This window comes from Nostoc sp. PCC 7524, from assembly GCF_000316645.1.
Taxonomy (GTDB): domain Bacteria; phylum Cyanobacteriota; class Cyanobacteriia; order Cyanobacteriales; family Nostocaceae; genus Trichormus.
In genome coordinates, this window is sequence record NC_019684.1 from 4,431,477 (window position 1) to 4,456,172 (window position 24,696).

The 24,696-nt window shown below is 40.9% G+C and carries 14 protein-coding genes and 1 tRNA gene; 1 reads left to right on the top strand and 14 read right to left on the bottom strand.

The window, feature by feature from the left end:
- Positions 1-340: 340 nt before the first annotated feature.
- From NOS7524_RS17665 to NOS7524_RS29575, 8 genes are all read right to left on the bottom strand, one after another.
- Positions 341-3,505 carry a cysteine peptidase family C39 domain-containing protein gene (locus tag NOS7524_RS17665; RefSeq protein ID WP_015139855.1) on the bottom strand — a complete coding sequence of 1,055 codons (3,165 nt, stop codon included), beginning with the start codon at positions 3,503-3,505 and terminating at the stop codon, positions 341-343.
- 995 nt (positions 3,506-4,500) lie between these two features.
- On the bottom strand, positions 4,501-5,181 hold the full coding sequence (locus NOS7524_RS17670; RefSeq protein ID WP_015139856.1) for a hypothetical protein: 681 nt from the start codon (positions 5,179-5,181) through the stop codon (positions 4,501-4,503).
- 216 nt (positions 5,182-5,397) lie between these two features.
- Complete coding sequence (locus NOS7524_RS17675) at positions 5,398-11,052, bottom strand: hybrid sensor histidine kinase/response regulator (protein ID WP_015139857.1); 5,655 nt, start codon at positions 11,050-11,052, stop codon at positions 5,398-5,400.
- Between the two features lie 115 nt (positions 11,053-11,167).
- On the bottom strand, positions 11,168-14,065 hold the full coding sequence (locus NOS7524_RS17680) for a methyl-accepting chemotaxis protein (protein ID WP_015139858.1): 2,898 nt from the start codon (positions 14,063-14,065) through the stop codon (positions 11,168-11,170).
- A gap of 16 nt (positions 14,066-14,081) precedes the next feature.
- Positions 14,082-14,612, bottom strand: a complete 531-nt coding sequence (locus NOS7524_RS17685; protein WP_015139859.1) for a chemotaxis protein CheW — start codon at positions 14,610-14,612, stop codon at positions 14,082-14,084.
- 13 nt (positions 14,613-14,625) lie between these two features.
- The gene (locus NOS7524_RS17690) at positions 14,626-14,991 is read right to left on the bottom strand and encodes a response regulator transcription factor (protein WP_015139860.1); all 366 of its coding nucleotides are present in this window, start codon (positions 14,989-14,991) and stop codon (positions 14,626-14,628) included.
- 213 nt (positions 14,992-15,204) lie between these two features.
- The gene (locus tag NOS7524_RS17700) at positions 15,205-16,359 is read right to left on the bottom strand and encodes a response regulator (protein ID WP_015139862.1); all 1,155 of its coding nucleotides are present in this window, start codon (positions 16,357-16,359) and stop codon (positions 15,205-15,207) included.
- Between the two features lie 165 nt (positions 16,360-16,524).
- Positions 16,525-16,725, bottom strand: coding sequence for a hypothetical protein (locus NOS7524_RS29575; protein WP_144050885.1), 201 nt, complete (start codon positions 16,723-16,725; stop codon positions 16,525-16,527).
- A gap of 34 nt (positions 16,726-16,759) precedes the next feature.
- Here NOS7524_RS29575 and hmpF point away from each other — a divergent pair, with 34 nt between their 5' ends.
- Positions 16,760-18,511 carry a pilus motility taxis protein HmpF gene (gene hmpF, locus NOS7524_RS17705; RefSeq protein ID WP_015139863.1) on the top strand — a complete coding sequence of 584 codons (1,752 nt, stop codon included), beginning with the start codon at positions 16,760-16,762 and terminating at the stop codon, positions 18,509-18,511.
- A 41-nt stretch (positions 18,512-18,552) separates the two neighbouring features.
- Here the strand turns inward: hmpF and tilS are convergent, their stop codons facing one another.
- The 6 genes from tilS to NOS7524_RS17735 all read right to left on the bottom strand — a co-directional run bounded on the left by tilS (position 18,553) and on the right by NOS7524_RS17735 (position 24,668).
- A complete protein-coding gene (tilS, locus tag NOS7524_RS17710; RefSeq protein ID WP_015139864.1) occupies positions 18,553-19,560 on the bottom strand; it encodes a tRNA lysidine(34) synthetase TilS in 1,008 nt (335 codons plus the stop codon).
- Between the two features lie 79 nt (positions 19,561-19,639).
- On the bottom strand, positions 19,640-19,969 hold the full coding sequence (locus NOS7524_RS17715) for a KGK domain-containing protein (RefSeq protein ID WP_015139865.1): 330 nt from the start codon (positions 19,967-19,969) through the stop codon (positions 19,640-19,642).
- Positions 19,970-20,219: 250 nt separating this feature from the next.
- A complete protein-coding gene (ccsB, locus tag NOS7524_RS17720; RefSeq protein ID WP_015139866.1) occupies positions 20,220-21,281 on the bottom strand; it encodes a c-type cytochrome biogenesis protein CcsB in 1,062 nt (353 codons plus the stop codon).
- A gap of 156 nt (positions 21,282-21,437) precedes the next feature.
- Positions 21,438-23,126: a DUF3352 domain-containing protein gene (locus NOS7524_RS17725; RefSeq protein WP_015139867.1), complete on the bottom strand. Its 1,689-nt coding sequence runs from the start codon at positions 23,124-23,126 to the stop codon at positions 21,438-21,440.
- A 626-nt stretch (positions 23,127-23,752) separates the two neighbouring features.
- Complete coding sequence (locus tag NOS7524_RS17730) at positions 23,753-24,382, bottom strand: chorismate lyase (RefSeq protein ID WP_015139868.1); 630 nt, start codon at positions 24,380-24,382, stop codon at positions 23,753-23,755.
- Between the two features lie 205 nt (positions 24,383-24,587).
- A tRNA-Leu gene (locus NOS7524_RS17735) sits at positions 24,588-24,668 on the bottom strand.
- Between the last annotated feature and the right edge of the window lie 28 nt (positions 24,669-24,696).

Sequence of the window (24,696 nt, forward strand, 5' to 3'; positions counted from 1 at the left end):
ATTGTGTATCTAGAATAATTACTGAAGCACGGTTATGAAGATTACGGAATAACAACTAAGCAATTCTCAGAAATGATTGTGAAAAATACAATTTTATGATAAATCTCTATCACGAATGTTATTTTGCAGAAAAATAAAGAAAACCTTAAGAGTAAAATTCACACTATTAATAATATTTCCGTAACTAAGGTTACTAAATTTAGCCAAAGAAATTATTGTAAATATATTGGGTTTTCACTCACGGATAGAAGTGAAAAAGTAGAGACGTTCCATGGAACGTCTCTACAAGGTTTCTGGAAAACGCATATTTAATTTCTAAAGATGTCTAGCGGATTACCACTTATAGATGTAGTTGTAATTGAGTTAAGTGCTGATATAAACCAGTCATGGCGATGAGTTCTGGGTGAGTACCTTGTTCTACAATCATCCCTTGGTCTAAAACCAGGATATAGTCGGCATGGCGCACATTAGAGATACGATGCGAGATGATAAAGGTAGTGCGCTTTTGAGTAATTAAAGCGAGGTTTTGTTGAAAGGTTTGTTCTGATTCAGCATCTAAACCGATAGTAACTTCATCCAAAACCAATATTTTGGGATTCCTAATCAATGCGCGGGCGATCGCAATTTTCTGTCGTTGCCCACCAGACAACCCTAAACCCCTTTCTGCTACTGGGGTGTCATAACCTAGAGGCAATGCTTGAATAAAATCATGTGCGCCAGCTAATTTAGCAGCCGCTACGGCTTGTTCCCGGATCAACTCTGGATCATATAAGGTGATGTTGTCTAAGATTGTTCCTGAAAAGAGGAAAGACTCTTGTGATACCAACCCCAACTGACTCCGCAACGACTGGGGAGACATCACAGATGTATCATGGCCATCGATCATCATTCTCCCCTGTTCAGGATGATATAAACCAGCTAATAAATTGGCTAAAGTGCTTTTACCTGAACCACTTTGACCAATAATGCCAATAATTTGTCCAGGTTGAACTCGGAAAGACAGATTTTGCAGGGTGTAACGCTCTTGCAGGTGACTATAACGAAAACACACATTTTCTAACTGCACCTCACCGCGAATGGGCGGCATAACCAACAGTGTGGTTTGTGAACTTTCTTCTGATGTAGAAGTAAAAACATCATTGAGTCGTTCCACCGAAATCAGCACTTGTTGGAATTCATCCCATAACCCCACCAAAGCTAAAACTGGATTAGTCACACTACCAATCAGCAGATTAAATGCCACAAACTGTCCCAAGGACATCTGCTTACCAATTACCAAACTTACCCCAAACCATAAAATCAGGGTGCTACCGACATGGTTAATTAGGCTGCGAGTTAGCTGCAAACGATTAGCCAGCTTCTGCCCCCGTAACCGCGCCTTTAACATCTTTAAGAAATGCTCCTCCCAGTATTTCTGTAAGGAGCGTTCCGCCGTGGCAGTTTTGACTGTGACAATCCCAGTCATCATTTCCGCGATCGCAGATTGTTGTCCTGCTGATTCTTTCCAGATTTCTCTAGATGCTTGCTTAATATACGAACTCACCCCCACAGTTAAAAACACAATTGGGAGAATCCAACTGATCACCAAGAGAGTGAGTTGCCAGTTGTAGTAAGTCATTAACCCCAGGTAAATCAGTACCATGAAGCTATCTATTGTGGCTCCAATGGCCCGCCGGGTAATAAATAGTTGAATTTTGTGATTTTCTTGAATCCGGCTAAGAATATCTTCAACTTGGCGGGAGGCAAAAAATTGCAGTGGTAACTGTAGGGTGTAGTTAACAAAACTAGCGACTAAATTCAGATCAATCCGGCTAGCAAAATAATCTAGTAAATATTGATGCTGTGCAGTTAAGACAATCCGCCAGATACCTAAACACAGGTAGCCGACTGCAAACATATTGAGGGTTTCCAGATTTCTTGCAGGTATCATTTGGTCGATAACTACCTGAGTACATAAGGGAGTTACCAACCCAAACACCTGTACTAATAGGGAGGCAAGAATAATTTGTTTGAGTAATTTCCGGTAGTGCCACAATGTTTGTCCGTAGCGCCCCAGAGATACTTTTTCACTCTTGAGGGTGTAAAAAATTTCCGTAGGGTTTAATAATAGAGCGTATCCTGTCCAACTAGCTTCAAATTTAGGACGTTTCAGCCAGCGTCTACCCAAGGCTGGATCAGAAATCAATAGGCGATCGCCTTTTACCTGCCAAACTACTACATAGTGAATTCCTTGCCAATGGGCAATCCAGGGGTTAGTTTGCCACTCTAACTTATCTAAACTGGCTCGTACTGGCAGCACTTGATAACCCAGGCTTTCGGCTGCTGTCGTTAATCCTTGGAGAGTTGCACCTAATCTATCTATCTGTGCTAAGTTCCGCAGAGTAGGCAGACTCAAACGTTTACCCCAGTATTGGCTAATCATTGCCAAACACGCTGCGCCGCAATCCGCTAAACTTTGCTGCTGAATAAAGGGATAAGAGTACCAAAACTTTGGTTTTATAGGAGGTTGCAATCCTCCTTGGGGAAAGTCTATTGTTTCTGTTTCTGATGTCTCTGATGTGGCTATAACCGAGGGGGGGTGATCTGCTTGGGAGTCACGTTGTGAGACATGAGTCAGCTGGGGTAGGCGGATCTCTGGCTTACTATTAATAGTCTTAACTGTTGGTTTTGTTTCTGTAGGTTTGTAGTTGGTGGTAAATAAATGAGGTGCGATCGCTTTAGCTACGTCCCAATTTTCCGGTGATAGGTGGTAGACTAACAAATCACTTTGGGCATTGCCATCGGGGGGTGTGAGATCAGGATATCCCCAACTATCTCCCCGCAAGGGCGGTGAACTTCCTACCGATATAGACTGGACTTGACCACTCGCTAGCCAAAAGCGTCCTTTTTCTGGTGGAGTCGCTTCTAATAGGGATGAACCAACTGGAATCTGCTGGGCGACAAACAAAGGTAGTAATTCTCGTAGTTTCCCACTGGTGAGAGATTGCAAATCGCTACAACTTTTAAAGAAAATCAATGCTTGTCGTTCATTAGTTAACTGTCGTAAATAATTTTTTAGTTGGGGTAGGCGTTGCAACCATTGTTCCAAGTCAGAAACTGTGATTTGTGCCACATAGCCAGGACTAGCTGCGATCGCCTGATACGCTAAAGGTTGATGAAAAAATAAATGATCTGCTCCAAAAGTTTGTCCAGCTAACAATAACTGAGTAGAAACTTCTCGCCCTAGCTTGGGATTAAAACCCAACAGGCGGACTCTACCTTGACAAACCAAGTAAATAATATTATTACTATCTTCAATTTCTTGATTCAAACCATAGCTAGTCAGCTCATCACCTAATTGAAACTCATGAATTACCCAAGCTTGGCTAAACTCTGGAGCTAGACTTGTATCCCCTGCAACTAGCCTCACAAGTTTGAGAATAGGTGCTGTTGGAGTGGGAAATGGCTGATCGCTAGCATAGTTTTGCAGCCCTCCCTGAACTCTTAACGACGAAGAGGGGTTCATGGTTTATTTCGGTTGAGTATGTAAAGTTTTGGGTTGATTAAGCTAGGAGTTGCAACACAAAAAAGTGGATGTTGATGACAATGATGGAATTTTGGATTATTCCAAAGCCTCTGAAAAAGATAATTATTGGTTCTTTTCAGCACCAATTGCTTCATGAGTACTTTTCAGTAGCTTTTCCTGTGCGACTATTTGACAGCAGTATCTACCTAGCAAAAAACAAGTTATTTTGACATCAGAGTTTTTATTACCTGTTGATGCACATCCATATGTAAAAACTTGATAATTTACCAGCAGTCTATATATATTTTGTTAATCAATCGCAAAGATATAACAATAGTATTTCTACTAAGTAGATAAGAACATTAATTGCCACACTCCCAAGAAGCTAATGATGAACTAACTTAGTCATTGTTTTGGATAGTCATATTCGCACTACTATTTAAGCGCAAAACATTATTTGCTTTTGAGGATTTAGAATTTTTCTTAATCTAGTTACTTTTTCCCTTAGTTGATTAAACAACCGGAAAATAACCCCAAAAAATGTTAACGCTTACTTTTTGTTTGATGCAAAATGCCACCCAAGAGACAGATACTAGAGCATCTAAAAGCATGAATATGTATTTTATGCTACAGATTTTCCATAGTTTCTTTCTAAAAAAAATCGCAATATTGCCAAGGTAGTTGACACCCCTCATTGGTATCGTAAACGTCTAAAACCTAGTCATAAAAAGCTACTCAGAGTAAAAATATTTTTATTAAAACTAAATTGAGCCATTCTCAACCTTGATTTTTGGTATCAGCATAGCTGCAAAATTTAAAAAAATTTTAGAGTCGCTAAAGTTAAGAATAAATGTGAGTTTTCCAAGTGGATTTTTCTTTCATACCTATCTCATCATGAAAACCCCGGTTTCTTCAAGGAACGGGGGTTTTCATGGTTCATAACTGTTTTGATTGAGGTTTATGCTAATTGAACTACGAAAAAATGATAATTGTTATCAGTTAGAACTACTATTTGATTCACCTTGTGGTTGCTCTATGCTTTCAGGTGAAGTGCTTGAAGAAGGATTAGCTGGTGTACTGGTTGCAGGGCTTCCCGTAGAAGTGTCGTTTCTGTTCTCTAGATTAGGAGTATTACTTTGACTTGGCTGCTGATTATTGGGTGTAACCGCAGGTGATCTTCCAGGTGTAGATTCTTGGGGTGGAACCGTGACGTTAATCTGTGGTGAAACTGGTGCAGATGTTGCTGTGGCTTGTGGTTGTGGAATCACAACAGGTACTTCTCTGGTTCTTTCAATGATTGTGGTTTGTGGTTGAGGAGACAAGCTAGGTGTGGGATTGGCATTAGTTGGTATAGGAGTTTCTACAGGTGTAGTGTTATCAATAGTTACATTTCTCTGATTAGAGTACCAAAACGCACCAATAGCCAAACCCACGAGGGATGTGAATAAAATACCCATCAATAAAGCACTAGCGGTATTTTCATTATCACGTTCAGCTAAATTAGCTTGCTGATATCTACGCTCAGTATAGCGACCATTGGCATAACCATTTTGGTAAGAATTATTGTCTGTTGCAGTGTTTCGCTCTAAGTGAGTATGATGACGACCAGTAGCATCTGTGTAAGATTCTTTTCTAACTTCTTGGTTATAAGTTTCACGTTCATTGGGGTTAGACATAGCTTTAAATTCCCTCCTCAACGTCATATCAACAAAATAAAGCTTTGTAACAATAAGAAGTTTTACCAGTGTAGAAACAGGTTTCTATACATCAAACCTGTGTAGTTTGATTTGTTACTGAGCCTGAGATATGTTTCAGAATAACTTCTGTATTGTTTGACAAGTCTCTATCTTGAGGAGAAAAACTTATAAATCAAAAGAGAGAATAAATGTTAATTAACCATTACTACCGCTATTAACAAGTTTTTCCCCTTTCAACATCCGCACTGCGGCTTCTAGGAGAGCTTCTTCTAAGTAGGGTTTAGTAAAGTAGCCACTAGCACCGAGTTGAATCGCCATTTGTCTGTGTTTATCTGCACCCCGTGAGGTGAGCATGGCGATGGGTAAGTGATTGAGATTGGAGTCTTTTTGAATGCGTGAGAGTAATTCTAGACCGTCACAACGGGGCATTTCAATGTCACAGAAGACAATATCGCAAGGCAACCCGGAACGGAGTTTGTCCCAAGCTTCCTGACCATCTCGTGCCTGTTCCACACGATACCCGGCTTTGTTAAAGGTGAGAGATAGCAATTCTCGGACTGTAATTGAGTCATCCACAATAAGTACAGTTGGATCAATTTTCTCAGCCGGAGTTTCTGGGACGCTAGGCGGAGCTGATTGTTGCCAAGGACTGCTACCAGTATGTTTAGACATCCGTCCTTGGAAGATGTCAATGAGTTCTAGCACATCAGCAATCGGCATGATGCGACCATCACCTAAGACTGTAGCACCCGCCACACCTATGGGTTTCGGTGCTGGGCCTTCAAATTGCTTAATTACTATTTCCTGTTCGCTTAAAACCTGGTCAATCTGGAGACCTAACAGCGTATTTCCCGATCGCACAACGACCACGGAAATCATATCATCATCTCTGTTACCACCGTAAACACTACCGCGACTTAATTGGCGATTGAAAGTTAACAGTTCTTTGAGGGGACGGAATGGTAGCACTGTATCGCGCCAGGAAATAAAGGATTGTCCATCAGCACTGTTTTGGACGTTTTTGCTGGGAATATCTAAGGTATCCTCAACACCATCCATCGGGAAGGCAATCCTGGCTTTATCGGAGACGCAACACAAAGCCTTACAAATACTTAGGGTGAGTGGTAAACGAATTGTGAAGGTAGTTCCCTTACCTAAAGTAGAATCTGTGTTGACTGTGCCGCGAATTTCGCTAATTTCGGAGCGTACCACATCCATGCCGACACCACGACCAGAAATTTCGTCGGCTTCATCTTTGGTGCTAAACCCAGCATGAAATAGTAGATCATAGATTTCCAGGCGGGAAATAGTTTTTGCCTGTTCTGGTGTCATCATCCCTAAATTCACAGCTTTGGTTTTGATCCTTTCGGTATCAATACCTGCACCATCATCACCGACAGAAATTACAGTTTGGTTGCCTTGGTGGAAAGCACGGATGGTAATGATCCCCACCGGTGGTTTACCTGCTGCTTCTCTGATATCTGGTGTTTCTATGCCGTGAGCGATCGCATTGTTGAGCATATGGGTCAAAGGATCGGTGAGATGATCTAAAATCATCTTGTCGATTAAGGTATCACCGCCTTCAATCACTAACTCTACTTGTTTACCGTACTTGATGGCATTATCACGCACACCACGGCGCAAGCGATCAATGGTTTGAGAGAACGGCACCATGCGAGCGCGTGTGAGTCCTTCTTGGAGTTGAGTTGTTACCTGACGGAACTGTCGTGCTACTCGTTCTGTTTCTTCTGTCACGAAATCAATGTCACTAGCTGATTCACGTACTCTCACAATCAGTTCAATCATTTCCTGAGAGAGCGTATGGAAGGGGGTGAAGCGGTCCATTTCTAATTCACTAAAACCCCTATCCAAATTAGAATCTGACATGGGGACAGGAATCTCTTTAGTTTTGCGACTAGCTAACAAAGATGCTTCTAAAAGCGATCGCTCATACAATTCTTGCATTCTCGCTCCCACATCTGAAAGCTGTTGCACCTGAATTAATAAGTTATCTAAAGACTGTCGCAACCGTTCGTGATCCTGTTCTAAGGTGTTGCGATTTACTACCAATTCCCCCACCAAATTGCTCATATCGTCCAGTTGCTTGACTGGAACTTTCATCGTTTCTTCAAATCTTGCCTGACGACGAGTAGAAGTACGTGGGGATCTGCCAACACTTGGTTTTACTGGTGTGGATTGGGATATGCTTTGATCCGCTTCTGCCAGTAGTTTTTCTAGATCACTAAATTCATCTTCTATAACTGGTAATGCAATATTACTGTTAGTAGTAGCTGGAATATATTGACGCACCACAGGTTGAATTTCAGCAGGCTGCTCATTAGTTGTTGTTTGTGCATTGTCTTCACCTAGTAATGCTTCTAACGAGGCAAAATCATCTTCCGGTGTAGAATTAACATTACTGCTAAGTGATGGTTCTTCCTCTAGTAATGCTTCTAAATCCGCAAACTCATCTAAGTTGGGAGTTTCTGAAGTAGGTTCAGGTTCATCAGCGATTTCTAAGCTACTGTCTTCAACCTCAGTATCTGTGAGTTCACTACTTACACCAGATATTTCTAGAAAACTCTCATCTAAATCCAGTTCTACAGTTTTCTCTACGGCTGTATCTAACAGTTCATCAGCGATTTCTAAGCTACTGTCTTCAACCCCAATAGCTGTGAGTTCACCACCTACACCAGATATTTCTAGAAAACTCTCATCTAAATCCAGTTCTACAGTTTCCTCTACGGCTGTATCTAACAGTTCATCAGCGATTTCTAAGCTACTGTCTTCAACCCCAATAGCTGTGAGTTCACCACCTACACCAGATATTTCTAGAAAACTCTCATCTAAACCGATTTCAGATTTTTCCTCTACGGCTGTATCTAACAGTTCATCACCGATTTCTAAGCTACTGTCTTCAACCCCAATATCTGTGAGTTCACTACTTACACCAGATATTTCTAGAAAATTCTCATCTAAACCGATTTCAGATTTTTCCTCTACGGCTGTATCTAACAGTTCATCACCGATTTCTAAGCTACTATCTTCAACCTCAATATCTGTGAGTTCACTACTTACACCAGATATTTCTAGAAAACTCTCATCTAAACCGATTTCAGATTTTTCTTCTACTGCTGTATCTAACAGTTCATCACCGATTTCTAAGCTACTGTCTTCAACTTCAATATTTTCTACTTCACTAATAGGAATAACCCATTCACCCATAGATATTGGTAATTGAGTGTCTACTGCCAGCAGATTATCAACTGAACTAAGCTCAGAAATTTCCTCAATATCTGCGAATTCATTATTAGTTTCCAGAGTAGGATCATTATTTAAAACTTCTGTAGTTTGCTCTGGCTGTAAATTGAGATCATTAGCTGTAGCGAATAAATCATTAACTAAATTATCTATGTTTTCTAGTAGTTGCTCGTTACTGTCATCGTCGCCACCATTGAATAAATCAAATGGTAATTCAGCAAATGATAGATGAGAATCTTCAGAAGCTGTTTCTGGAAGCTGATTGGTAAATTCTGGAATAAAGTCTAAAGCTTCTGGTGATTGGGAAAAACCGTGTATTTCTGGTGGAGAAATTTCGCGATCGCTAATACTATGATTGATTCTAGATTCACTTACTGCTAACTCTGCAAATAAATCTTCTTCAGTCTCTTCTGATGGCGGCATTAAATCTAACTGCTGCTCTGGCTGAAGGAAAGTTGCATCCAAATCTAGCAAATCTAAACTTTCTAACCCAGAATTAGCAGAATGTTGACTCTCATCAAAAATATCATCAGAGGCTGCACCAGCAAATAAACTTTCTTCTAACTCTTTGGCTAGATCATTCTCAACAACAGATGACAAATCGTTATTTGGTTCTACTAGATCGTTTTGATTCCAGAAGTTACCTAAATCATCTTCAGCAGCAAAAAATTCTAATACTGTTGTGGGTTTTTCATCAAATAAATCATTAATTTCTGACTCATCTATAGATACTGCTGTAGTTTCATCTACCTCAGCAAATAAATTATCTAAAGTCAAATCTTCAGATGAGTTTACCTGCTTGGATTCTGAGAGGTTACTCAGGTGAATTTCCTCCAAGCCATCTGTATTTAAATCGGTTTCTACAAATAAATCATCAAACCTATTAGATATTTGGGCAGATGCTTCAATATGAGAAGTGTGATCGGTATCTATTTGATTAATGGAATTTGTATGTGAGTGACTTGCATCAACTTTCAGGTGCAAAAACTCTTCTAAATCATCATCAGAATAATTTTCATTATATTGTGAATCTTCCTGTAATAATTCATCAGAACTAGCGATAGATTTTTGTATTTCTTTTTCTAAGAAGTTATCACCAAATAATAAGCTTAAATCTTCTGTTTTATTTTTGGTAATTTGTGGCTCATCAGTATCACCATCTACTGACAGAAAATCAGCTAAATCACTATCAAATTCTTGAATAACAGTTTCATGAATATCTACTCCTAATTCACTAGAGTCTGCACCTTCTAGAATTTCCTCTTGCTGCCAACTGTCATCTAGTTCTGGTGTTTCACCTTCAAACAAATCAGCCAGAGTATTTAACTCAGCTAATCCTACCTCTGGCCCACGTGCATCTACTTTGGCACTATGAACAGATGTGTGTACTTCTTCTTCCAAGAAAATATGAGCAGCAATATCATTTTCAGATTGAGTGCTTTCTCTATTTTCTTGAGTATCTGGCTGCGAATCAATTTGTTCGGAAACTTCAGTGAGGCTAGTTACACTATCTGCTGGCAAATCAACAGTAGTATTAACATGAAAACCCTCAGTTGTGACTGAAGATGCTGCCTGAATTTTTTCAATAGAATTACTTGTTACTGGTGCAGTTAATGATTGCTTCACCGCATCTGGGACATCCCCCAGTAAATCTTGAGCTACTTCTAACAAAGCAGTTTCTGGAAAACCCCAAAGTGCTTCTAATTGTTGGCTAATTGTGATCTCCGCTTCTCTACCATGCAGCACTAACTCTTGCGATTGTTTAATTTCAGTAATGACAATCTTAGCTAAGGTGAGATAGCTATTTTCAGAATTACCAATAGCGACAGATGCGGCTTTACACAAATTACACCAATTAGGTAAATTCCATGTTTTACCTAATTGCACTAATTGGTTACAACATTGCTGAAGATTTTGACGGGATGCTGGTGTTGCTTGTTGTTTAAATAATTGCAACATTTCCCGCAATGTTTGTAACACCTGGGTTTGAAATTCACCCCAATGATCGTTGGCTGTGGCGGTGACTGGCTGAGATGTAGTTGTTGGTGGTGTGTTTTCTGCGGCAGTCGGCACATCTTGGCGAAAGAAAATTTCTGTGAGTGTGCCAACAGTTTCTACCAATGCTGGTTGTATATAAGTCGCGCTGGTATCACCCGTTGCACCACCTTGTTGCACCAGTAATTCTAAATGCTGATTCAGCCATTGAAAGACCGGCTCTGTCTCTGACATCAAAGTATTGGCAGTTTCTTCTGATAGACCAAATGGCCCACTCAACTGCTCTAAAAGTGCCTTGAGGGTATCAGAAACACCAAGAAATAATGACTCTAATTTTTGATCAACTCGAATCGGATTTTCTTTGAGAACTTTAAAGCAATCTTCTAGACGGTGGGAGACGTGCTGAATGCTATTTAAACCCAGCATTGCCGCCCCTCCTTTGATGGAGTGAGCCGCCCGGAAAACTTCGTTGACCATTTCCGGGTCGTTCAAGGTACTTTCGAGATTTAGTAACCCCTGCTCAATAGTGTTGAGGTGGTCTCTAGCTTCTTCAATAAAGTAGCCTAAAATTCGCTGTTGTTGTTCCGGCAGCATAGTTTTTTAGTCAATAGTCATTATTTATTAGTCATTAGTCATTAGTCATTAGCTGTTAGTTGTGAGTCATCAGTTTACGTAAACTTTCGACTTTGGACTTTGGACTATTGACTAATTACTTTGTTTCCATAGTTTCCACCCGGAAACGTTCTACGGAAGCAATTAAGTCGCGGGATACACCTACTAAGTTTTGCAGTGCGCCTGACACTCTTTGTGCTTCTTGGGATGTTTCTTGGGCTGTAAGTTCTACGGATTGCATTACCTGAGCAACAGCGCGGGAGGTTTCCGTCTGTTCTACGGTATCGCTAGTAATTGAGCGCACCAAACTATCAATCCGATTGGCGACTTGAATAATATTTTCAAGCGATCGCTTGGCTTCTTCTGCTAGTTTTGTGCCTTGAATTACCTGTTGTGTACCTTCTTCCATTGCGGTCATTACGGAGCCGGTTTCGCTTTGGATTTGCATGACGATTTGTTCAATTTCTTTGAGGGATTTAGCTGATTTATCCGCTAACTGGCGGACTTCGTCGGCTACGATGGCAAATCCACGTCCAGCTTCTCCTGCCCGTGCCGCCTCAATACTGGCGTTGAGTGCTAGTAAGTTGGTGCGGGAGGCAATCTGAGAAATTAACGCCACAATCTTAGAAATTTCTTGTGATGATTCCGCTAGTCGTTTTACCTTGCGGGTAGTTTCTGCTACGGTTTCCCGAATTTCCAAAATCCCCGCCACGGTGTTTTCTACAGCTTCACCACCTTTGAGAGCGATCGCGCTAGCATCACGAGCTACAGCCTCTGCTTCCCGTGCTGCTTCTGCCACCCGTTGAATTGAGTCAGTCATCACCTGTACAGAATTTAAGGTGACTGCTAACTCTTCGGCTTGGCGCAAAGCATCGCTAGATAAGGCTGTAGCAAATGTTTCCGAATTAGTTGCACCTTTGGTTACTTCTTTGGCTGCGACTTTTACCTGTTGTACAATGTCCCGCAGGTTTTGAATTGTTAAGTTAAAGGCATCAGCCACTGCCCCCAATACGTCGGCTGTGACTTCCGCTTGTACTGTCAAATCACCTCTAGCTGCACCTTCTACATCATCCAGGAGGCGGATTACTTGGCGTTGGAGGTTTTCTTTGGCTTCCTCTTGTTCATCTGCCTTGCGTTGGGCTTCAAAGGTGGTAGTCAAAATTACCCGTGCCATGTCATTAAAGCTAGCTGCTAGTTGCCCGAATTCATCTTCGGAATAGACTGTAGCTTGTACATTCAGATTGCCTTGGCGGACGGCATCAAATTGCGCTTGCAGATCCTTGGTAGTGCGTCTTACTTGTTTGAGAGTGACATTACCCATAAAGGCAGCTGTAGCAAACCCTGTAATTCCAGCTGCCAGTGACATTGTCCAACCCGTGTTTCGCACTGTTTCCCGTTGTTCGGGAGGAGAAAAGTTGGTGGCAGCAAAACTAACTGTTGCTACTACCAAAGCGGAGAATACACCAACAGCACCCGCAACTAACCAAGGTTTGGTATCTAGAGTAGCGTTTTCTAATGGTGCTAACCAGCCTTGCTCAATGTTGACTTGAGGTTCTACCTTAGCGACATCCGTTTGGGTAAAGACGGGTACTGATTCTTGAGAACCAGTGATGGTGAATAGTTCCTCATCGCGATCGCTACTTGCACCACTAGGCACATCTGCGGCCTTACTTTGGGGAATACTACCAATTTCCGGAGAGCTGGAAAGCATGACATCACTGAAGCTAGAATCAGCTTCTGCCAAATCAAACCCTGGAATATTGCCTAAATCATCAAATTCATCAAAATCATCTAAAAACTCGATATTACTTTGAGCATTGTCTTTGTGGAGAATACTGCTGGTTTCTTCATCTGCTGCCACACTCTCTGAACCAAAAGCTGACTCAAAGGCTTCAAAGTCAAAACTTTCATCAACATCAAAGCTATGTGTCTCCTGTTGAGCAATCTCTGGATATGGCTGTTCTTTTCTAGCCATATTGCCGTTAAAAGCTGAAGGAGTTTCTGATAATTGCTCTTGCTCGGCTATTTCTTGTAACCAGTTATTGGCTTTCGACTGAGCAAAATTATCTGAGATGCTATCTAGAGAATTATCGGATGGCATGGGATCATTGCTCAGTTCTGCTGTTCCTATCACCAAATTCTCATCTGTTTGACTCTGGCTACTTGATGCCAACTCGAAATTGCTAGGTGGTTCTTTCTCTGTTGCTTGCAGAAATTCTGCCGCAGTATATTCACCATTCAGATTAGTGGATGGTTCAAATTCTGCAAATGGTGAATCAAGACTATTGTGATCATCACTTGAAAAATTTGTCCCACTGTCTAAAAAGTTAGTCTCCACTTCTGAGTGTGCAGAACTATTTTCTGAGGAATCTTCTTGCCAGAAAGCAGGTAAATCCAACTCTCCAGATAAATCTAGAGAACTGGGCTGATCATTTAAGGCAAAGGGATCATCACTTAAAACTGGTATAGATGCTGATGTTTGATTCACAGCCATGCTATCTGTTGAAACAGCAAAGGGATTGTCCACAGACAAATCACCAGTATCTAATGATGGTGTTGATTCTTCTAAGCCATTTAAATCAGAACTGTTAATATCAAAGTTTTCTATTGCTCCTAAATCTTCTAGTTCTGATGCTTGAGCTTCTAGAAAATCATCCGTGTCCGTGAAATTAATTGGCTCATGATGCTCAAGATTATCTGTTACTTCTGTTTCTGTTTGTTGATAGTGGCTAATATTTTCTAGACCATTGTGAGCAAAACCAATAATTTCCAGGTCATCGCTCAATTCCAAAACTTTTTGATATTCTACTTCTGCTATATCGTATTGCTGCAAAACATAGTAGATGTGACCCCGCAATAAATGACAGTTAGGGTCATCTGGAACATTCTGCACCACCTGATCGACTAAAGTAGCGGCAACTTCATATTTTTGTTGCGCGTAGGCTGTACAAGCCTGTTTATATGTTTCGAGGTAATCTTCTATACTTGCTGCCATTTCCTCCCTCCCAATATCATCCTGCCCACCGCGCACTCCGTAAAATTGCTATTTGGTCGAGTAGTCTTAGACATTGATGATTTTTAGTTTCTAATAACCACTCTCCACGCAAAAAAGGAGTCATCGTATCCGGTATGTTCGTCGGTGGCATGAGATTTTGTACATCTAGCCAATCCATACCGCCTACCGCTTCTACAGCCAAGCCAACTATTGTGTCTTGCTCTTGTACAGCAATCACCGGAATCTCTGCTCGGTCTGTGTTTAATGGAGTTGCTTCCCCTAGAAATTGACCCAAATCAGCTACCCAAATTACTCGACCTCGTAGATTTAGAGTACCCAAAAGTAAGGGAGAAGCATTAGGAATCGGAGTGATTCTGTCTGGACTAAGTTCCATCACCTCTCTGATACCAGTTGCGGGTAGTGCAAACTCCTGATGCGAAGGAATGTAAAACCGCAAATGTAACTCACCTTCAGGACTTTCTACTTGTAATTCAGGACGAAAGTGGTCTTGACCACTGCCACTTAAAAAGTCCGGTTTGCTAACCATGATGTTTTCATCCTTATCCTCGCAGCAGTTGTTTGACTGTTCCTACCAACTCAGTTGGTTGAAACGGTTTAGCTATATACGCGTCCGCTCCCTGTTTCATGCCCCAGTAGCGGTCAAATTCTTCACCTTTAGAAGAACACATCACCACAGGTACATTTTGAGTTTTGGGATCAGACTTTAACCGACGGCAAACTTCGTAGCCATTCATTCGGGGCATGACAATATCTAAAACCACCAGATCAGGAGGTTCGGTTTGAATTGCCTCCAATGCTTCTAATCCGTCAGTGGCATGGGTGACTGTTAAACCACTGGCTTTCAGGAGGTCTGTAATCATCTCCCTCTGTGCAAGACTGTCTTCCACAATCAGAACTGTACTCATAAATAGCTATCTACCTCCTGATGTAGACGTTCCTGTTTGGAACATTCCCTGATCTCCCCGTAAATAATTAGTGTATAAATTAAATCTAAAATTTCACGAAGTTTACTGGATAATAACTTTGTCTGAGAATTGGTTGATTCTGTGATAACATTTTTTACCCCATCTTCTATGGGATCAACAAGTGTTGTATCAGGTTTATTTCGCCACACAAGATCAAATATTGATGTATTTCTTAACTAGCATCAGTAATTCAGCTTCACTAAAAGGTTTTGTTAACAAATCTGTTGCCCCGAACATCTTAGCCCTAACTCGATCTATAAATTTATCTTTACTGGTCAGCATTATCATCGGTATATGCCGAAATGCTGGCAATTGTCGTAGCACGGCACAAATTTGATTACCGTCTAATTCCGGCATGGTCATGTTGCATAAAATTAGATGGGGCTGGAATTGAAAAATTAGACTCAGTGCTTCTAGGGAATTGGTGAGGGAAATTGTTTCATAGCCTTGTGGCTGCAAAATAGACTCTACAGTTTCACAAATAGCCTTTGTATCGTCAATACATAGTATTTTCACCTGCTGCTGATCCGTTAGGTTTGCGATGTGAGGATTGGTTGTTTCTGGATAGATGAGCTTGAACCAACCCTGCTGTACGTAGGGATATATTGTTTTAGCGACTGTTAAAATGTCTCGGTCGAGATAACGACTAAGTTGACGCAAAGTGGTTTTACCATCGGCCCAGTGCTTAAGTTTATTGACGGTTGTCACTGGCAGTGAAGAGTATAGATGAGCTGTGTCAGCTAGGATGGGTAGTTGTTCTGGAGATTGGATGTATGGAGATAGCTGCTTCCACTCCTGTAATTGTTGGGTAATTTTGGAAATTAAAGGAGAAATTTCCCAAGTAGTTAACTGCGGTGCTAGTGCTATATCTTGATGGAAAATAAAACTACCTCGGTTTAAACTCAGCAAATCAAAAAGCGTCTCACAAACCAAACGATAAATGAGATCAGCAGCTTTATTGGGATTGATAATATTCTTCTCTAAAAGCATCCAAAGATAGCCATATTCTGAAGAATTTAGTTCACCTAAACGATCCATTTCCTGTTGATCCAAAGATATTTCCTCACGATACTGACGTAAGTAATCGTCAATGCGTGACAAATTATTATTCCCTTCTTGGCAATAAATAATTTGACCATTGAGAAAAAAGATTAACCACCCTGAGAGGTTGCATTCCCCAGTATTTTCTCTAGCTCCTTGCTGGTAACTGTAAAAATCGCTTTCTATGAAAAGTTGCCCAGTTCGCTGCCCTAATTCAATTAATTGCAGGATACTGCGAAGGTCAATTTCTTGTAAATTTCCCTGCATTTAGTTTTGAGTAGCTCCTTTTGATGCCCTTGTCATGATAAAAATTTGGCACATTGCTTTTCCCATGTTTATATTAGGTACGCAAGGTATGGAGTATTAAAAATATATTTTCTTTACAATTAGTTTTAAACAGGAAATATATTCCGCGACAAACCGTAAATTTTCTTAATAGTCTTTGACAAAGTTAGTGATAACACGGAAGTCATCATCACTGTCATCAGTACAAAATATAAAGACGCGACAAAATCGCTGCTTATAAATATCAAGACGCACAATGTAGCGTCTATAAATAGTTTTGTTTGTCTTGGTTGCCGCAATTTTAGGTAAATCAGACAAGTTAGCAGAATTATATAGGTATATTTTCAAACATGGTCATTAAGTACACAAGAGGACTAGCGGTGTGCTGTATTTAGCAGAAGTACAAAAGCAGAAAGGCGGCTTACTGGGTGGTAGTTCCAAAACCGAACTGAAACTGCTAGCTTGTCAGCGAACCGACCAGAATTGGAGTCCTGTGTCGGAAGATGTAATTGCTGCGGAGGAAGCCAGCAAGTTAAATGATGGTGCGCTGGTATTGGTGGAACTGACTCCTAATCGTCAAGTGCAGCGAATTCAAGAAGCTGGCAGACCACTTGTTAATATTTTGCAAAATTTTTCCCGTCAGGTAGAAAAATATAAGCTCAAGGAAGACGAAATTGATCAATGGAAGGAATCGCTGACATTTCAGGCGCAAGAGTTAAATCGCCGGGAAATGGACATGGAAGTGCGGTTGGAACAGTTGCAAAATATGGAAGAGGAGTTTCAACGCCTGGAAACACAGCAACAGGAAGTTGATACGTCTCGCACACAAATTGAACAATTACAAGCAGAAATTGAGCGCAATCGTCAAGAATTAGAAGGTGCTTGGGATCATCTGCGGGGTGAGCAGCGTCGCTTGGAGGAGCGCCTGCAAGAAGGGGGGGTTTTAGATGAAGAGCAAAGTCGTAAGATGAGCGAATTACTCGATCGCTTGTCTAGTCGCATTGCACCTACGGAACAAGTGCGTGAACATCTGCATTTGGCTTGTGAATTAGTGGAAAAGCAGCAAGCCGTTCTCAATCTCCACTGGGAAAAACTTGAACAGCAAAAAGCTGTAGCAACTCAACAGCAACAAGAAGTTGAGGGACTGGTGCAAACCTATAGCGATCGCCAAAACGCTTGGCAACAAGCACAACAGACTTGGGAGCAACAAAACGCTCAATTAAAAGTTAATACGGCAGCGATCGCTTGCAAGCAAGAATACATTAACCTACTTAAAGCCCAGTTACAATCTCAAGATGAGTTATACCAGCAAATTTACTCTTTGGCAGCGAGTTCTGGTGATGCGCTCCCCGGTCAAAAAGTTGATTTGCAGGCTCTAGAAAATATGCCTCTAGGTGAGCTGCAAAAGATAGTACAAGACTTAGTAGAAAAGTTAGAAATAGACTCTACCTTTGTTCATGATCAAGAACAAGAACTGAAATATAAACAAGAAACTATAGAAGAACTGCAACAAAAAATTAACCAAGCATCTGATCAAGATTTAATCAATTTGCAAATGGAACTTGCTGATGAGCAAGACCTTTATCAGATGCTTAACCAAACTTTGGTAGGACAAAGACGCAATTTGTTAATGCGGCAGAAGTTAATCAAGCAACATCAAAATGTGCTGCTAAGAAGACAAGGACAAACAGTTACTAATCTTGAGGAAGACAATAGCGTTGATTTCGCCCCAGTTATTTTGCAACTGGAAAATCAACGACAGCAACAATCCCAAGAACTGCAAAAATTGGAACGCGAGCTTGAGCAAATGCGTGCTGCTATTGAGCTAGACCAAGGTATGATTGATAACCAAACTCATGACCTCCAAGAACAGCAGCAAGAACTCAAAAAAATGGAGGAAAATCTAATTTCTCTGCGAAGAGCCAATGCTGAATGTTGGGGTCGCGTCAATCTCTATCAAGAAGCTCTACAACCTATTCAAGATTGCTTAGATGGGTTACGGCAAAAGTTGCAAAGTCTTGGGGAATCTGTGGCTCAAATCCAAGAAACTGGCGATTATCAACTCCAAACTATTACCGATATCCGCCACACTATCCACAGTTTGATTTCTCAGCCGGAGTTACTAGCTTCTTGAAAGTGCTGTTAGCAGTAGCGCAAGCTGAGTTTGTGGGTACTTCACCTCAGCACTATTGTATCGCCCTGAACTTGAGCGATCGCACCACCAGGAAAAGGATCGGTTTGTGAACGGTTGGGTGCGGAAATTAAAGCTGTTAATTTCTCGATATGCTCAAAATTAGGAGCTTCAGGAAGTATTTGTTGTAAAACTTGACGCATGACACGCCGTTGCAGAGCTAACGGTGCTTTTTGCAATACCCGGCGATTTAACCGCAGAAGGTAGGAGGATGAGGGAGACAAGGAGGAATTGTTATCCAGTCCCCAGTCCCTCATTGACTCTTCCCGCAACTCCTGGGCAGCTTGTTCTAAATATTCAACTTCTGCTTGCAATAGTTCAGCAGTTTGGGCTAAGGCTAATTCGGCTTGGGGATTAAATTTTGCTTGTAAATATGGGATTAGTTCTTGACGGATACGGTTACGGGCGTATTTTAAGTCTTGATTGGTGGAATCTTCCCAAATTGGCAAGTTAAAATCTTGACAAAATTCCTCTGTTTGTTTGCGGGTAATTTCTAACAGGGGACGGACTAAGAAAATATGATCACTCAAGGGACGTTGCCAAGTCAGAGCTTGTAAACCATCAGCACCAGTCCCACGAATTAAGTTGTAAAGGAGAGTTTCAGCGCGATCGCTGGCGGTGTGACCTGTAACTATATATTGATAATTATGAGCTTGAGCGATCGCACTTAAGGCTTGATAACGCCAATCACGGGCTGTAGCTTCACTATTTATCACCTCAGTTGCTGTTTTTAGATAAAAAGATACACCCCAATTTTGAGCTAAATTTTCTACATGATGGGCATTAGCTTGAGAATCATCACGCCAGTGATGATCGCAATGGGCAATACCTAACTGCCATTCCCATTTAGGTTGTAAATCTAACAGTAATTTAATTAAACACAGTGAATCTTGCCCACCAGAAACTGCTACCAATAACCGTTGATGACGCTCAAATAAGTGGCGTGATCGAATAGTCCGATGTATTTTTGCGTGGAGAGCAGTCCAAACCATTGTGTGATTTTTAAGATGTTAAGCGGTAAATCAGCTTAACTATATTTACGACGTTACTTACGAAATTTTGTATGGAATATTACCATGTTGAATCATTGGCAATTTGTTGGAGTTGCTGATGAATCTCATAAATTTCATCTAATGGTGAATCAGGTTCATCAGGACAAAACTCTAATGCTAGTCTAACTTTTCCCTTAATCCATCCTTGGGCGCTAAATTTCAAAACTTCACAACTTAGTCCTTCAGTATATAAGTTTGCTTCCGTTGTCCCTTCTGCCCCAATATATTCTTTAATGGCTGTAATCAAATCACGGACTTTAAAAGTTTTGGCAATCTCTAATTTATTGAAGGTGTCTGGTGGGATCGCCACAACTTCATCATGATTTAGTCGCTCAAATCCGTCTGTCATAATCTTCTCCCGCAACTAAATTTATAATTTCTGCTGATATAGTAGTTTATCCGTAATAAAATTATGATTTTCTGAATTGACCATGATTTGGTCTAAAATTTATAGCAATTTGTCTAATTTATCTATACTTTTGAGTAAATTTGATACATTTAATATTTGTAAAATTGCTGTAGTGTTATATCTGGAAAAAACTATAACTATCTATTTTTAATTTTGCCCCTCTCCACAAATGAAGAGGGTAATAATACTGTTAAAAAAACCATCCGTAGGAATGTAAACCTTTACCTAAAAGGTTCACACCTAGGTAACAAACCCAAACGACAACAAAACCACTAGCAGCTAAAATTGCTGGACGACGGCCTTGCCAACCACGAGTAATTCTAGCGTGGAGATAGGCGGCAAATACTAACCAAGTAATTAGCGCCCAAGTTTCTTTAGGGTCCCAACTCCAGTAAGAACCCCAAGCTTCGTTTGCCCAGACAGCACCAGCAATAATGCCAATTGTTAATAGGGGAAATCCTAATCCAATGATGCGATAGCTGATATTGTCAAGGGTTTCAGCAAGGCTGAGGCGTTGGGGTGAAAGGGTTTCGCTAGATGTGATAGTTGTAGATTGAGAGGTAGTGACTAAGTTTAAGACAGCAGTGCTACCTTTACCGTTACCGTTGTTATTACTTTCTAAACGAGCAACGCCATTATTTTCTACGGATGGTGTGGCAGATGCGGAAATTAGTTCACCTGCTTTATGCAAGCGATAGCCATTGGTACGATAGCCGCCGTTACCTACAGAACTACCCTGTAATTGTATGTTTTTTCCACGGGTGACGATCAGAAAAGCGATCGCCAGCAATGAACCTACCATCAAAGCGGAATAACTCAACATCATGACGCTGACGTGCATCATCAACCAATTGGACTTCAACGCAGGTACTAAGGGTTCTGCTACTTGCATTTCTGATGGGAGTGTCAAGGTAGCAAAAGCAGCGATCCCCATAGCCACAGGCGCTGTAAAAACTCCTACTAGGCGACTGCGGCTAGAATTTTCAGCAATCAGATGGATGGTGGTAATTCCCCAAGATAGGAAAAATAGAGATTCATACAAATTGCTCAAAGGAAAATACCCAGCTTCTAGCCAACGCGCACCCAAAAGGGTAGCTATACACAAATTAGCGATCGCCATCCCTGTTGTTCCCAACGCATGAGCTGCTGGTAAACTCGGAAACGCTGCTCCCACCCAATACACCAGCATGGTGAGAAACAACACAGCAAAAGAAGCATTATCCAACCAATTCTGGAGTAAAACCAGATCCATAAAGTGTTCTCCGCAGGGTATTTTTGAAAATATTTATTCTGACTTTTCTGATCCTATCTGCTTCAGGAATTCAAAATTCAAAATTCAAAATTTAAAATTGGGCATTGGGGTAAAAATTTCTCCCCTGCTCTCCTGCTTCCTCTACCCACTACTAAGCTACTTATCGGTTTTTTTCAATTTCAGAAAAATGTCATAGCGGGTACTGCGGTTGTCGCTGACAGCAGATGACACTCCAATAGTACGTATGGCACTTAGTAAGGTTGTTTGCTGGGGAATTAGTTTTGGTAAAGGAAAATTTTTCGTTGTCTGTTCTACATCTAAATAGAATTTACTATTGGCTGGATTGGTTTCTATAGGTACTGTCTGTTGAAATTCGAGATTACTAGCGAGGGTATTACTAGGTTTAGGTAAGATTTTATCGGTGATGGGAGCGCCTACTATCAGGAAAGCCACATTTTGCTCTAACCAACCGTGGGTAGCCGTGAGAGTACCAAATGGACTGATCCAATTAATTACAGGTTTACCTGCTACTGTTGCTGATTGGATTTGGAACTGGTACTGAGTTTTCATCACATCATCTAGCTGTTTCATTGATGCTTCAGCTTTTTGGCGATTGCTAGCTTGAATCATGAATACTAAAGCTGCACGAAAGTCTTCTGGCTTTCCTGGTTTGGGATGACTAGGAATCACGGATACAGCAAACTCACCTTGCATCCAACTGAGTAAATCTCGCTCTAAATCAAGATTAGTTAGAGATTTTATATTACTCCGCAATTGTTCTGGTGGAATTGGTGAAAGAGGATTACCTTGAGATGTTAAAACGTATTCACCCCATAAACGCCTTAAATTAGCACCCGATAGCATTATCAGAGTTTCTGCCGGTAGTCGGTTTTGCATACTTCCGACTTTGTTTTCCACCGCCAAGACTCGCTGACTATTAGGTTTGAGCCAAGAAACTCCTTTGATGCGTAACCCTTCTGACTCTAAATTCACACTTCCTGCTAAACCCTGGTTATTTTGCAGTTGGGTTAAAACTTGAGCGGGTAAACGACGCTGGGGAGCAGAAGCAGCTATTTTGGCAGCTTTGGGGACATTGATGTAAAACTGGGCTAGGGGTTGATAACTGGCAATTTTGGGGAAATTTTCTGCAAAGCCTCCTGTGGTTGCTAATGATGTTTTGCCTTGATAAGCATCAATTGTACGTTCTGTTGCTTTAGGGTTATCTGTAATTACAAGAAAACGTCCATCTATGAAGGCAGCAGAAAAAGTTTCTCCTTGATTTTGTTTAATTGTAATCCCCTGATAATTACGATCAACCCACGTACCTGGTTTCACAGTTTTTGGTTGGGCAAAAATACTTTTAGCTTTGGCTGGGTTTCTTACTGGTAAAACCATCACCATTGACTGCTGATTACTTGCAGTCTCTCTAGTGCTTGAAACTGGTTTGGCTGGTGATTTCGTGATCTCAGGGGCTAAAATTGCCAAGGTAACTTCATCGCCTACCCACGGTTGGATGTCTTTCTCGAAGTTATAACCGTGATTAGTGAGAAAGCGATCGCGCAACTGTACTAAGTTTTGATTAAGTTGTGCTTGAGTTTCTTTTGTGCCGAATTCCTGCAATTTTTGCCACTGCTTCGGATCTGTGGTGAGGGAAACAGCAAACAAAGCATCATGCGGAATAATATTTGCACCTGCTAATAAATTTCTGGAAAATAATTGCCCTTGGTTGAAAAACCAATATGCTCCTACACCACCACCAATCAATAATCCTGTAGCCGAAAGTGTCAGCACTAAAGATGATTGTTTAATTTTCTTCATGGGAACAGACAAAATAGGCGGTGTCATTGAGCCTTACACCTCACACTTACAAATTCGTGATAATTTTAATTAATTCTATAAAACTAAGGGTGTCTGGTTTCCAGCTAGCTAATTAGATATATTTTTCCGTCGTATATAATTTTGATACTGCGGTAATATACTGCTCTAGCTATTACTTTCTAAGTTGTATTTTTACTTTAAGATATATGGCAATCCGATTTAATTTCTGTATCCCTCACGGAAGGCGTAGCTAATTTACTTGCGTAGGTAAGTGACAGGTGATAAATGATAGGTGACATGAAGAAAGTAAGAGTATCAGGTATACTGAATTTTTTGCGCTAGCGCAGGCTACGCCAACACAAATCAAATACGAATTCTATATAACTACCTATTTATGACACTTTTATGACATCTACTTGCTTTAATCTCTGTAAGAGAGAATTAATTAAAATTTTTTAAGCTAAATTTAAGTTGATATTATGTAACAGTTTACCAAAAATTTAACTCATAAGACATAGGTAAAATTAAACACTCAAAGCTCTGTAATTTTCCCAAAACTTCTAATTAATTCATCGCAGTTTCTAATAGCACGAGGTACACTCTAGCTTCTCATCCTCACCAAAGCGAAAAACACTGTATATGTCCAATTAGTTTTAGACTTTACTATGGTTGCCACTTAGCTGCATAGGTCCCAAATATTTAGTTAAATAAGGTGAAAATACCTCATAAATTAATGTTAAAGGCTCCCCATGATGCCAAAACAGGTAATGGCGACCCCAAAAAGGCCCATCTACACCGAACCCTGTTTGTAGGGCATCTGAGTAACCATAGTGAATGCCTCGTACATCTCGATATAATTCTGTGCGGAGACGAGCTAGGCTAGCCCAAATAGTTAATGAACGATTTTGCAAATACTCATCTATGTGGCTAGCTTCCCACCATGAAGTAGCATAAGCCAATCGCTGACCTGATGCTGTGCGTAGCCACACTTGCCGCCGCAGTCTAGGACCAGGCACAGATTGTATTAATTCAGGAGCACTATCTAAATCCATGCCAATCAACGACATATCGATGACATCTACCTCTGTAGACTCACCTGTGAGTAATTCTAAGTGCCTTGTGGGTGAGCCGTCACCAAGTAGTAGTAGTTGCCAAGTTGGTGCTAGCTGTGTGTGAGGTAAACTTTTTTTGATTACTTCTTCCCCACCTTGCCAAATTGGCGTGAGGCGATGCCACGCTGCTGGCAGTATTGATTTGTTCCCTGAACTAAAAATGGCAGTCAATGTTCTTTACAAAAGTTTACTTATCTCTATGAAAGCACAAAAAATTAGAATTATGTCCATAGCCACTTAGTTGATAGTCAATAAATAAGTGTTTTAGGGGCATAAAGCTATAGGGGCAAGAAAGGATGTACCTCTATCTCCCCCACTAGCCCCAAAAATATCTATTCCAACAATCTCAAGCTGTTGACTATTGACTGGTAAAAAATGCGGATGGCGAGACTCGAACTCGCAAGGCAAAGCCACACGCCCCTCAAACGTGCGCGTATACCAATTCCGCCACATCCGCATGAGTTTCACGAATATTAAATATAGCA

Excerpts from the sequence above, each read along its gene's own strand:
- NOS7524_RS17665 (WP_015139855.1), bottom strand. The coding sequence starts at position 3,505 with ATGAACCCCTCTTCGTCGTTAAGAGTTCAGGGAGGGCTGCAAAACTAT.
- NOS7524_RS17725 (WP_015139867.1), bottom strand. The coding sequence starts at position 23,126 with ATGACACCGCCTATTTTGTCTGTTCCCATGAAGAAAATTAAACAATCA.
- NOS7524_RS17670 (WP_015139856.1), bottom strand. The coding sequence starts at position 5,181 with ATGTCTAACCCCAATGAACGTGAAACTTATAACCAAGAAGTTAGAAAA.
- NOS7524_RS17680 (WP_015139858.1), bottom strand. The coding sequence starts at position 14,065 with ATGGCAGCAAGTATAGAAGATTACCTCGAAACATATAAACAGGCTTGT.
- NOS7524_RS17675 (WP_015139857.1), bottom strand. The coding sequence starts at position 11,052 with ATGCTGCCGGAACAACAACAGCGAATTTTAGGCTACTTTATTGAAGAA.
- ccsB (WP_015139866.1), bottom strand. The coding sequence starts at position 21,281 with ATGGATCTGGTTTTACTCCAGAATTGGTTGGATAATGCTTCTTTTGCT.
- NOS7524_RS17700 (WP_015139862.1), bottom strand. The coding sequence starts at position 16,359 with ATGCAGGGAAATTTACAAGAAATTGACCTTCGCAGTATCCTGCAATTA.
- NOS7524_RS17685 (WP_015139859.1), bottom strand. The coding sequence starts at position 14,612 with ATGGTTAGCAAACCGGACTTTTTAAGTGGCAGTGGTCAAGACCACTTT.
- NOS7524_RS17715 (WP_015139865.1), bottom strand. The coding sequence starts at position 19,969 with ATGACAGACGGATTTGAGCGACTAAATCATGATGAAGTTGTGGCGATC.
- NOS7524_RS17690 (WP_015139860.1), bottom strand. The coding sequence starts at position 14,991 with ATGAGTACAGTTCTGATTGTGGAAGACAGTCTTGCACAGAGGGAGATG.
- tilS (WP_015139864.1), bottom strand. The coding sequence starts at position 19,560 with ATGGTTTGGACTGCTCTCCACGCAAAAATACATCGGACTATTCGATCA.